The organism is Streptomyces sp. 8L (assembly GCF_020176795.1).
GTDB lineage: Bacteria > Actinomycetota > Actinomycetes > Streptomycetales > Streptomycetaceae > Streptomyces.
In genome coordinates, this window is sequence record NZ_JAIUKE010000398.1 from 1 (window position 1) to 11,912 (window position 11,912).

General features: G+C 71.0%; 8 protein-coding genes. 6 read left to right on the forward strand and 2 right to left on the reverse strand.

All coding sequences use genetic code 11. The annotated features are described in order from the left end of the window. From LCE31_RS28385 to LCE31_RS28395, 3 genes are all read left to right on the forward strand, one after another. A partial coding sequence (locus tag LCE31_RS28385; protein ID WP_225019182.1) for a GNAT family N-acetyltransferase occupies positions 1-722 on the forward strand: 722 nt, incomplete at its 5' end. A 140-nt stretch (positions 723-862) separates the two neighbouring features. Then, positions 863-2,728 (forward strand): IucA/IucC family protein, encoded by a 1,866-nt coding sequence (locus LCE31_RS28390; protein WP_374118577.1) that lies wholly within the window; start codon positions 863-865, stop codon positions 2,726-2,728. A gap of 95 nt (positions 2,729-2,823) precedes the next feature. Next, entirely contained in the window at positions 2,824-4,794 is a 1,971-nt protein-coding gene (locus tag LCE31_RS28395) for an ATP-dependent DNA helicase (RefSeq protein ID WP_225019192.1), read from the forward strand. A 240-nt stretch (positions 4,795-5,034) separates the two neighbouring features. Here LCE31_RS28395 and lexA read toward each other — a convergent pair whose 3' ends face one another. Continuing rightward, a complete protein-coding gene (gene lexA / locus LCE31_RS28400) occupies positions 5,035-5,826 on the reverse strand; it encodes a transcriptional repressor LexA (protein ID WP_225019195.1) in 792 nt (263 codons plus the stop codon). 785 nt (positions 5,827-6,611) lie between these two features. Here lexA and nrdR point away from each other — a divergent pair. After that, positions 6,612-7,127 (forward strand): transcriptional regulator NrdR, encoded by a 516-nt coding sequence (gene nrdR / locus LCE31_RS28405; RefSeq protein ID WP_225019197.1) that lies wholly within the window; start codon positions 6,612-6,614, stop codon positions 7,125-7,127. 142 nt (positions 7,128-7,269) lie between these two features. Continuing rightward, positions 7,270-10,185, forward strand: a complete 2,916-nt coding sequence (locus tag LCE31_RS28410) for a vitamin B12-dependent ribonucleotide reductase (protein ID WP_225019199.1) — start codon at positions 7,270-7,272, stop codon at positions 10,183-10,185. Positions 10,186-10,557: 372 nt separating this feature from the next. Here LCE31_RS28410 and LCE31_RS28415 read toward each other — a convergent pair whose 3' ends face one another. Beyond that, positions 10,558-11,244, reverse strand: a complete 687-nt coding sequence (locus tag LCE31_RS28415; RefSeq protein WP_308042320.1) for a TerD family protein — start codon at positions 11,242-11,244, stop codon at positions 10,558-10,560. On the opposite strand from LCE31_RS28415, the gene LCE31_RS28420 reads away from it, so the two are divergent. After that, positions 11,224-11,829: a YdbC family protein gene (locus LCE31_RS28420; RefSeq protein ID WP_225019203.1), complete on the forward strand. Its 606-nt coding sequence runs from the start codon at positions 11,224-11,226 to the stop codon at positions 11,827-11,829. The genes LCE31_RS28415 and LCE31_RS28420 overlap by 21 nt on opposite strands. Positions 11,830-11,912: the final 83 nt, after the last annotated feature.

The window sequence follows — 11,912 nt, forward strand, 5'->3', positions numbered from 1 at the left end:
GTCCCCCGTACGCCCCGTACGTCCCGTACGTCCGGAAGGCTTCGTGCGAGGCAGAGGCAGAGGCGGAGGCAGGGGCAGAGCGCGGGGCCGGGGACGGCTCACGCCTCCCGTTCGTCCCGAGGACCCCTCGCGCCTCCCGCCGCTTCGATCCGTCGCTTCTCGATGACCTCGCCGGCTGGGGTCCGGTCTCCTCGCGTGTCGGTGTCTTCCAGCTCGTGCCGGTACGCGTCGACCGCGATCTCGCCCTGGTCACACGGTGGATGAACGATCCGGCAGTGGCGGAGTTCTGGGAACTCGCAGGACCGGAGTCGGTCACCGCCCGCCACCTCGCGACCCAACTCGGCGGCGACGGCCGCAGCATGCCCTGCCTCGGCGTCCTCGACGGCGTGCCGATGAGCTACTTCGAGATCTACCGCGCCGACCTCGACCCGCTCGCGCGCCACTACCCCGCGCGTCCCCACGACACCGGCGTCCATCTGCTGCTGGGCGGCGCGGCGGACCGGGGCAGGGGAGTGGGCTCGGCCCTCCTGCGGGCAGTCGCCGACCACATTCTCGACCATCGGCCCCGGTGTACGCGCGTACTTGCCGAACCTGACCTGCGGAACACGCCGTCCGTGTCAGCCTTTCTGAGCGGAGGCTACCGCTTCGCGGCGGAAGTCGACCTTCCCGACAAACGAGCTGCCCTCATGGTCCGCGACCGCGCATTTCGCGTAAATATCTGACAAGAACCGCCAGAACGGCCGACATACTCCCACCTGGGGATTTCCCGCTTCGAGTGAACTACCGTAAGTGACCTGACGCATCCGAACAGTCGTAGGCGAACCACCGATCGGACCTACCGCTTCTGCTCCGAGGAGTCCCCGTGTCGACGTTGCCCGTGCATGACTTCAGCGACTCCACCACACTCAGCGCCTCGTCATGCCCGCCCCTTCCGCTCTACACGCCGCCCGAACTCACCCCGGAACGCTGGCAGTCGGCCTCCCGCCGGCTGCTCGCCAAACTGCTCGGCGAGTTCGCCTACGAGGAGATCGTCGAGCCCGTGCCGGACGGGCCCGAATCCGGGCGCTACACACTCGTCCTGGACGACGGCCGCCCCCTCACCTTCCGCGCCCGCCGCGGGGCGTACGGGAGCTGGCGCGTCGATCCGGAGTCCCTGGCCCGCCGCGGAGCGGACGGCGAACGGCCGTTCACCGATCCGCTGCGGTTCCTGATGCTGTCGCACCGCCTCATCGGCATCGACGGCGACACCCTTGGCCACCTCATACGCGAACTGACCACCACCGTCGCAGCCGACGCGGCCCTCGACCACGCCGCGGCGTCCGCCGGGCGCCTCGCGGACCTCGGCTACGCCGAGCTGGAGGGGTATCAGACCGGCCACCCCTGGATCGTGCTCAACAAGGGCCGCGTCGGCTTCTCCGCCACCGACACCGCCCGCTGGGCCCCCGAGTCCCGGACGCCGGCCGCGCTGCCGTGGATAGCCGTCTCGACCCGGCTGGCCGCCTACCGCGGCACCGGCGCCGTCAGCCGTCCGGAGCAGCTGTACGGCATGGAGCTGGACGGCCCCGTCCGTGCCGCGTTCGACGGCGTGCTGCGGGCGCGCGGACTCGACCCCGCCGACTACCTCTACCTGCCCGTGCACCCCTGGCAGTGGGACGAGGTCCTGGTGCAGCTGTACGCGCCCGCGATCGCCGAGGGCGCGATCGTGCCGCTGCCCACCGACGGCGACCTGCGGCTGCCGCAGCAGTCGATCCGCACGTTCGTCAACATCGCGAGGCCCGAGCGCCACACCGTCAAACTCCCGCTGTCGATCCTCAACACGCTGGTGTGGCGTGGCCTGCCGACCAGGCGCACGCTCGCCGCTCCCGCCGTGACCGCCTGGGTGCTCGGACTGCGCGACAACGACGCGTTCCTGCGGGACGAGACCCGCGTGGTCCTCCAGGGCGAGGTGGCGTCCGTGACCGTCGAACACCCCCTGTACGACCGGCTCCCCGAGGCCCCGTACCAGTACAAGGAACTGCTCGGGGCGATCTGGCGGGAGCCGCTGCTGACCAGCCTCGCCCCCGGCGAGCGGGCCCGCACGCTGGCCGCGCTGCTGCACACCGACCCCGACGGCAGGGCCCTCACGGCGGAACTGGTCGAACGCTCCGGCCTCCCGCCCGAGCAGTGGCTGCGCCGGCTGTTCCACGCGCTGCTGCCCCCGCTCCTGCACTTCCTCTACCGGTACGGGACGGTGTTCTCGCCGCACGGTGAGAACGCCATCGTGATCTTCGACGAGGGCGAGGCGCCGAGCCGTCTCGCGATCAAGGACTTCGTCGACGACGTGAACGTCAGCTCCGTCCCGCTGCCCGAGCACACCTCCATGCCGGACGACGTCAGGGACATCCTGCTGACCGAGGACCCCGGCTTCCTGACGCAGTTCATCCACTCCGGCCTCTTCGTCGGGGTCTTCCGCTTCCTCGCGCCGCTCTGCGAGGAACAACTCGGGGTGCCGGAGGCGGAGTTCTGGTCCCTCGTACGGGCGGAGATCCTGCACCACCACGCGCGCTTCCCCGAACTCAAGGACCGCTTCGAGATCTTCGACCTGCTGACGCCACGCATCGAGCGGCTCTGCCTCAACCGCAACCGCCTCCACCTCGACGGCTACCGCGACCGGGCCGAGCGTCCGCACGCGGCCGTGCACGGCACGGTGCCCAACCCGCTCGGATCGCACCGGCCCCCTGGGCTCTGAGCGGCGGGCCGGGCCCGGGCCCGCGGCCCTGGACCGGGTGCGGCGCCGGGAGTGTGGCCGCCACTGTCAGCGGCGGGTCGTAGGGTGGTCGCGCTATGACGAAGCCATCACTCCCCGAGCTCCTCCATGCCGCCGTCACCGCCGTCGGCGGTGTGGAGAGGCCCGGCCAGGCCGCCATGGCCCAGGCCGTGGCCGAGGCCATCGACACCCCGTCCCATCTGCTGGTCCAGGCCGGGACCGGCACCGGAAAGTCGCTGGGCTACCTGGTGCCCGCGCTGGCCCACGGGGAGCGGGTGGTGGTCGCGACGGCGACGCTCGCCCTCCAGCGCCAGCTCGTGGAGCGCGATCTGCCGCGGACGGTCGAGGCGCTGCACCCGCTGCTGCGCCGCCGCCCGGAGTTCGCGATGCTCAAGGGCCGGAGCAACTACCTGTGCCTGCACCGCCTCCATGAGGGCATGCCGCAGGACGAGGAGGACGGCCTGTTCGACCAGTTCGAGGCCGCCGCCCCGACCAGCAGGCTGGGCCAGGACCTGCTGCGCATGCGCGACTGGGCCGACGAGACCGAGACCGGGGACCGCGACGACCTGACGCCGGGCGTCTCGGACCGCGCCTGGGCGCAGGTCTCGGTGTCCTCGCGGGAGTGCCTGGGCGCCTCGAAGTGCGCGTACGGCCAGGAGTGCTTCGCCGAGCTGGCGCGCGAGCGCGCGAAGCTCGCGGATGTGGTGGTGACCAACCACGCGCTGCTGGCCATCGACGCGATCGAGGGCGCGCCCGTCCTGCCGCAGCACGAGGTGCTGATCGTGGACGAGGCGCACGAGCTGGTCTCGCGGGTGACCGGGGTGGCGACGGGCGAGCTCACGCCGGGGCAGGTCAACCGCGCGGTGCGCCGCGCCGCCAAACTGGTGAACGAGAAGGCGGCGGACGCGCTCCAGACGGCGGCGGAGACGTTCGAGCGGCTGATGGAGCTGGCGCTGCCTGGCCGCCTCGAAGAGATTCCCGAGGACCTGGCGTACGCGCTGATGGCGCTGCGGGACGCGGCCCGTACGGTGATCACGGCCCTCGGCACCACGCGGGACAGGAACGTCCAGGACGAGGACGTCGTGCGCAAGCAGGCCATGGCGTCCGTCGAGGCGGTGCACGGAGTCGCGGAGCGCATCGCGAACGGCTCGGAGTGGGACGTCGTCTGGTACGAGCGGCACGACCGCTTCGGGGCCTCGCTGCGGGTGGCGCCTCTGTCGGTGGCGGGCCTGCTGCGGGAGAAGCTGTTCGAGGACCGCTCGGTGACGCTGACGTCGGCCACGCTGCGGCTCGGCGGCGACTTCAACGGCGTGGGCGCGTCGCTGGGGCTCGCGCCCGAGGGCACGGGAGGCGACGAGGTGCCGCAGTGGAAGGGCGTCGACGTCGGCTCGCCGTTCGACTACCCCAAGCAGGGCATCCTCTACGTGGCCCGTCATCTGAACACCCCGGGCCGCGAGGGCTCGCGCGGCGACATGATGGACGAGCTGGCCGAGCTGGTGGAGGCGGCGGGCGGGCGCACCCTCGGGCTGTTCTCGTCCATGCGGGCGGCGCAGGCGGCGGCCGAGGAACTGCGCGGGCGGCTGGACATGCCGATCCTGCTCCAGGGCGAGGAGACGCTCGGCGAGCTGATCAAGGGCTTCGCGGCCGACCCGCGCACCTGCCTGTTCGGCACGCTGTCGCTGTGGCAGGGCGTGGACGTGCCGGGGCCGAGTTCGCAGCTGGTGGTGATGGACAGGATTCCGTTCCCGCGGCCCGACGACCCGTTGATGAGCGCCCGCCAGAAGGCGGTGGAGCAGGGCGGGGGCAACGGCTTCATGGCGGTGGCCGCCACCCACGCGGCGCTGCTGATGGCGCAGGGCGCGGGACGCCTGGTCCGGGCCACGGGGGACAAGGGCGTGGTGGCGGTCCTCGACCCGCGTCTGGCCACGGCCCGCTACGGGAGCTATCTGCGCTCGTCGCTCCCGGACTTCTGGTACACGACGGACCGCAACCAGGTCCGCAAGTCGCTGGCGGCGATCGACGCGGCGGCCAGGGCCGAGGGGAAGTAGCGCCCGCGGGCTCCGGGGGACGCGCCGGGATGCCGTACGGCCCCGGACCGCCGTGCTCGGGGCACGGGGGCGGCTCGGGGCCGTACACGGAGTGTCGCGGTCGTACGGGGCGGTCGGGCGAGGGAGAGGGATGAGGCCGCGGGGCCCGACCGGTACCCGACGTCGGCGGCGGTGGACAGACGGCCGCCGACGCTCATGAGCGGGGCGCCGTCGCCGTGCGGGACCAGCGTCCCGACAGGGTCAGACGCGGCGCAGGACGGCCACGACCTTGCCCAGGATCGTCGCCTCGTCACCCGGGATGGGCTGGTACGCGGCGTTGTGCGGCAGCAGCCACACATGCCCGTCCTCGCGGCGGAAGCGCTTCACGGTGGCTTCGCCGTCGAGCATCGCGGCCACGATGTCGCCGTTCTCGGCGACCGGCTGGCGCCGCACCGTCACCCAGTCGCCGTCGCAGATCGCGGCGTCGATCATCGAGTCGCCGACCACCTTGAGTACGAACAGCTCGCCGTCGCCCACCAGTTGGCGGGGCAGGGGGAACACGTCCTCGACGGACTCCTCCGCCAGGATCGGGCCGCCGGCCGCGATCCGGCCGACCAGCGGCACGTACGAGGCCGCGGGCTTGCCCGTCGTGTCCGTCTGCTGGCTCGTCGGCTGGTCGGAGGCGCGGACCTCGTACGCGCGAGGCCGGTGCGGGTCGCGGCGGAGGAAGCCCTTCCGCTCCAGCGCCATCAACTGGTGCGCCACGGACGACGTGCTCGACAGGCCGACCGCCTGGCCGATCTCGCGCATCGACGGCGGATACCCGCGGCGCTGCACGGAGTCGCGGATGACCTCGATGACCCGGCGCTGACGGTCTGTGAGTCCTGTGCTGTCCGCCCGGATTCCGGGAGGTCGGCCCGGCAGGGACCGGGTGGCCTTGGCGAGGCCCTCCTGGTCCGTGGCGACGGGTTCCGTCACGGCGTGTACCGGCTCGAAGCGGCGCGCGGCGTGGTCCTGCGCGGTGATGGCGGCACTGTCGGCGGTCGTGGTCACATCGGGCCCCTCTCAGGTGTGTTCTCCCTGCTGCACAACGGTAATGGCTTTCGAAAGGTTGCGCCAAACACACGTTCGAGTGAAAAAGTCCGAAGTACGGTTCCCGAACACCTCAGTTGGGTGTATGAGCACGCTCTGTGAACGTCCGTGTGCACGGGGTGGGCCCGGTCCCGAGCCCGCGTTCGGGGCCTCCGACGGGCTCCGGACGGACGGGCTCCGGCGGGCGCCGGACGGACCTCTGGGTGAGGCCGGAGGGACCCCCGGCGGACGCCAGGCGGACCCTCCGCCGCGCGGCGCGGGCATCCTTCCGCGCGGGCGTCCGCTCCCCAGTGAACACGGCCGGTGCGGGTGTCCCGCGCCGGGGTCCATCCGTCCGGCCGGCGGTGCCCGGTCGTGCTCCGCCGGTCGCGCCGCGTGACGTCACCGTACCGCCCGCGCGGTGGCGGGTCCCGGCCGGTCGGAGATCTCCGGGGTCTCGCCACGCCCTCTATGGAGGTGTGGGGAGTGTGTACATGCGGTGCCGCCCGGGGGGTGCCCCGGCGTCCCGACCGCCTCTCGCGTCACGTAATCTCGGGCCCGACCTGGACGGCCGCACGGCCTCGGGCGCCTGCGGGCGCACGACACGCGCGAGAACGTAAAGTTCGGTCCAAGCCCTACATGTAGTGGTTGGGTAGTCGCTGTCGCCCACAGATTGTGGTGCGGCTATGCTGGAGAACAGCTTCCCGGGGGCGCTTTCGAGCCATCGCGAAGCTATTCAGCCGTGCAGTGAGGGAGGAGCGGGAAACGTGCACTGTCCCTTCTGCAGGCACCCCGACAGCCGCGTCGTCGACAGCCGTACGACCGACGACGGGACCGCCATCCGGCGGCGCCGGCAGTGCCCCGAGTGCTCCCGCCGCTTCACGACGGTGGAGACCGCGTCACTGATGGTGATCAAGCGGAGCGGTGTGACGGAGCCCTTCAGTCGCACCAAGGTCATCACCGGCGTGCGGAAGGCCTGCCAGGGCCGGCCGGTCACCGAGGACGCGCTCGCCCAGCTCGGCCAGCGGGTCGAGGAGCAGCTGCGCGCCACCGGGAGTGCCGAGCTGACGACCCACGACGTGGGCCTCGCCATACTCGGACCGCTGCGTGAGCTCGACCTCGTCGCTTACCTGCGGTTCGCGTCGGTGTACCGGGCGTTCGACTCGCTGGAGGACTTCGAGGCGGCCATCGGGGAGCTGCGGGAGCGGCCTCCCGTGGGGGAGCAGGACCGTGCGGACGGCGGGGGACCCGAGTCCCCCGAGCCCGCCACCGCCGCCGGCTGACCGGGCCGGGCCCCGCGCCCGGCGGGCCGGCGGCGGCCACGAACTTGCCCCGGGCGCACCGCGCCCGAGGTGTCACACATATGCCCGCGACCTGGAACAACAGGGCGCTCGCGAGTGTTTTTGTACGTATATGGGAGGCGGCATGACAGAGACGACGAGTGGCCAGGCACGGAGTTCCCGGTCGAAGGGGGCCAAGGCCGGCAAGGGGCTCCGGGTCGAGCGCGTCCACACCACGCCCGGAGTGCACCCGTACGACGAGGTGGCCTGGGAGCGGCGCGACGTCGTCATGACCAACTGGCGCGACGGCTCGGTCAACTTCGAGCAGCGCGGCGTCGAGTTCCCCGACTTCTGGTCGCTGAACGCGGTCAACATCGTCACCAGCAAGTACTTCCGCGGCGCGCTCGGGACGCCGCAGCGCGAGACCGGTCTCAAGCAGCTCATCGACCGCATCGTGAAGACGTACCGCAAGGCGGGCGAGGACTTCCACTACTTCGCCTCCCCGGCGGACGCGGAGATCTTCGAGCACGAGCTCGCCTACGCGCTCCTGCACCAGATCTTCAGCTTCAACTCGCCGGTGTGGTTCAACGTCGGCACGCCCCAGCCGCAGCAGGTCTCGGCCTGCTTCATCCTGTCCGTGGACGACTCCATGGACTCGATCCTCGACTGGTACAAGGAAGAGGGGATGATCTTCAAGGGCGGCTCTGGCGCCGGCCTGAACCTCTCCCGCATCCGCTCCTCCAAGGAACTCCTCTCCTCCGGCGGCAACGCCTCGGGGCCCGTCTCCTTCATGCGCGGCGCCGACGCCTCCGCCGGCACCATCAAGTCGGGCGGCGCCACCCGCCGCGCGGCCAAGATGGTCATCCTGGACGTCGACCACCCCGACATCGAGGACTTCATCAAGACGAAGGTCACGGAGGAGGAGAAGATCCGCGCTCTCCGCGACGCGGGCTTCGACATGGACCTGGGCGGCGACGACATCACGTCCGTCCAGTACCAGAACGCGAACAACTCCGTCCGGGTCAACGACGAGTTCATGAAGGCCGTCGAGACCGGCGGGAAGTTCGGCCTCAAGGCGCGCATGACCGGCGAGGTCATCGAAGAGGTCGACGCGAAGTCGCTGTTCCGGAAGATGGCCGAGGCCGCCTGGGCCTGCGCCGACCCCGGCATCCAGTACGACGACACGATCAACCACTGGCACACCTGCCCCGAGTCCGGCCGGATCAACGGCTCGAACCCGTGCAGCGAGTACATGCACCTGGACAACACGTCCTGCAACCTCGCCTCGCTGAACCTGATGAAGTTCCTCAAGGACGACGGCAGGGGCAACCAGTCCTTCGAGGCCGAGCGGTTCGCCAAGGTCGTCGAGCTGGTCATCACCGCGATGGACATCTCGATCTGCTTCGCGGACTTCCCGACGCGGAAGATCGGCGAGAACACCCGCGCCTTCCGCCAGCTCGGCATCGGCTACGCCAACCTCGGCGCCATGCTGATGGCGACGGGCCACGCGTACGACTCCGACGGCGGCCGCGCCCTCGCCGGCGCCGTCACCTCGCTGATGACGGGTACCGCGTACCGGCGCTCCGCCGAACTGGCCGCCATCGTCGGCCCGTACGACGGCTACGCGCGCAACGCCTCCGCGCACAAGCGCGTCATGCGGCAGCACGCCGACGAGAACGGCAAGGCTGTCCGCGTGGACGACCTCGACACGCCGATCTGGGCCGCGGCGACCGAGGCCTGGCAGGACGTGCAGCGCCTCGGCGAGAAGAACGGCTTCCGCAACGCGCAGGCGTCCGTCATCGCCCCGACCGGCACCATCGGTCTCGCGATGTCCTGCGACACCACGGGCCTGGAGCCGGACCTCGCGCTGGTCAAGTTCAAGAAGCTCGTCGGCGGCGGATCGATGCAGATCGTCAACGGCACGGTGCCGCAGGCGCTGCGCCGCCTCGGCTACCAGGAGGAGCAGATCGAGGCGATCGTCGCCCACATCGCCGAGCACGGCAATGTGGTGGACGCCCCCGGCCTGCGCCCCGAGCACTACGAGGTCTTCGACTGCGCCATGGGCGAGCGCTCCATCTCCGCGATGGGCCACGTCCGCATGATGGCGGCCATCCAGCCGTGGATCTCCGGCGCGCTGTCGAAGACGGTCAACATGCCCGAGTCCGCCACGGTCGAAGAGGTCGAGGAGATCTACTTCGAGGCCTGGAAGCTGGGCATCAAGGCCCTCGCGATCTACCGCGACAACTGCAAGGTCGGCCAGCCCCTCTCGGCCAAGAAGAAGGAAGAGGAGAAGAAGGCCGTCACGGAGAAGACCGAGGAGGCCATCCGCGAGACGGTCGAGAAGGTCATCGAGTACCGCCCGGTCCGCAAGCGCCTGCCGAAGGGCCGTCCCGGCCTGACCACGTCCTTCACGGTCGGCGGCGCCGAGGGCTACATGACGGCGAACTCGTACCCGGACGACGGCCTCGGCGAGGTCTTCCTGAAGATGTCGAAGCAGGGCTCGACCCTCGCCGGCATGATGGACGCCTTCTCCATCGCGGTCTCCGTCGGCCTCCAGTACGGCGTGCCGCTGGAGACGTACGTCTCGAAGTTCACCAACATGCGCTTCGAGCCGGCCGGCATGACGGACGACCCCGACGTGCGGATGGCGCAGTCCATCGTGGACTACATCTTCCGCCGCCTGGCGCTGGACTTCCTGCCCTTCGAGACGCGCTCCGCGCTCGGCATCCACTCGGCCGAGGAGCGTCAGCGCCACCTCGACACCGGCTCGTACGAGCCGTCCGACGCGGACGACGAGACGGAGGCCCAGTCCCTGGCCCAGGCCGCCGCGCCGCGGCCGGAGCCGTCCCTGAAGGCGGTCGTCACCCCGGACTCCACGGCGCAGGCGCCGGTGGCCGCGGCGCCGGCCCCGCAGGAGGCGCACACCTCCGCCGAACTGGTCGAGATGCAGCTGGGAATCAGCGCGGACGCGCCGCTCTGCTTCTCCTGCGGTACGAAGATGCAGCGCGCCGGTTCCTGCTACATCTGCGAGGGCTGCGGCTCGACGAGCGGGTGCAGCTGAGCGGTCGCACGGCCGCCCCGGCCGGTCGGCGGTGCGGGTGGTGGACACCCGCCCGGCTGAGTGGCTGAGCGGCTGAGAGCTCCGAGGCGGTGGAGCCGGGTTCCCCGGCTTCGCCGCCTCGTTCGTGTCCGCGCGGCGGCAGGGATGCGACGAGGGGCCCGAGGGCCGAGTGCTCTGACGCCGACCGACCTGATGCCGACGGGTCTGGCATCGACCAACTGGCGTGGTCCGGGGGCGACCTGACGTGGCGTCGAGCAATCCGTGTGCGGAGAACGGCCGGAAGTGCCGGGATGGGCGCCTCAGGCCGCCTCGGTCACTTCGGCGGACTCAGGGCGCCTCAGGCCCGCCGAAGCTGCTCGGCCGCGCGCCGCGTCAGGCCTCGCCCATCCGCTGTCCGAATGTCTGGGCGTCGACCTGCTGGAAACCACGCACATTCCTGCGGAACTGCCAGACACCGCCCGGCTCTCGGAAGAACTCGCCCAGTGTCGCCGCCGTCGCGTCCGGCACCTCGCCGAAGTCGTACTGCGCGAGTTCGTCGCGGTCCTCGACCACCCGCAGGTGCGGCTGTGCCACCTCGCCGAACGTCAGCTCGCCGTCGCCCTGTTGAATCGCGACACCGACGAGCACGCGGGTGTACGCGTCGCCCAGCCGGTCGAGTTCGAGCGTCATCTCCTCGTCGGTGCCGAGGCCCTGGCCGGTCTTGCTGTCGCGGTTCAGGGTGATCGTGCCGTCGGGTGAACGGCTGTCGAAGTGGACGAGGTAGGCGGGCGGCCCGTGCGGGGCGTCCGCGGTGAACGTGCCTGCGATCAGGTCGAGATCGTGGTCGGGCGCGCCCAGCGGGCTGGGGTCCCACTTGAGCATGACCTCGATCTTCGACAAGCCCTTGTTGGCGCTTCCCACCGGTGTCGCCTCCCCGTGAAGGGGGCCGGTTCTGCCACGTGACCGGCCCTTGGTGACAAGGCTAGACCGCACCACCGACAGCGGGCCACGAGGGCTGCGTCGTGACCGGCGCCACGCCCTGGGCCGTACGATGGCGCGGTGCTGGTCAAGTGGACTCACTGCACTGTGATCGACCGTCGAGGATTCGAACGCGGGCAGCGGAAGTGGGCGGGGTTGCTCGGTGAGCCGGGGTTCCGGGGGCAGGGCGGAGGCTGGAGCAGGACACGTTCCGGTGTGGCCCACGTCTTCGCGTTCTGGGAGAGCCGCGCCTTCTACGACTCGTTCATGGCACGCTCCCACGACCGGCTCGCCGCCGCGCAGTCGGGGACGTTCAAGGAGAGCCAGGTCAAGCTCTTCGACCACCGTTTCGATGTGAAGACCGGCTTCGAACCCCGCTTCACCGACGCCGATGTCGTGCGCGTCGCGCACAGCAGGGTGCACGAGGAGCGCGTCGAGCATTTCGCGCTCATGCAGGAGAAGGTGTGGAATCCGGCCATGGCCGGCTCGCCCGGAATGGTGCGCGGTCTGTTCGGCGACGCCCCCGGCAACGAGTTCCTGGTGCTGTCCATGTGGCAGTCGGCCGCCGAGCACGGCAAATACCGCGTGGAACGCGTGGAGCGGCTGACGCTGCGGGCGCAGACGGCCGCCGACGTCGCCGAGCTGGCCGGGGACATCGTGGACCTCGAAGCGTCCTGGACGGTGTGACGCGCGGACGCCGGTCCGAGAACAGGGGCAGAACCGGGAGGGGGAGGCGGCGGGCCGCTGTCCGGGGCCGAAGGCGTACGGGG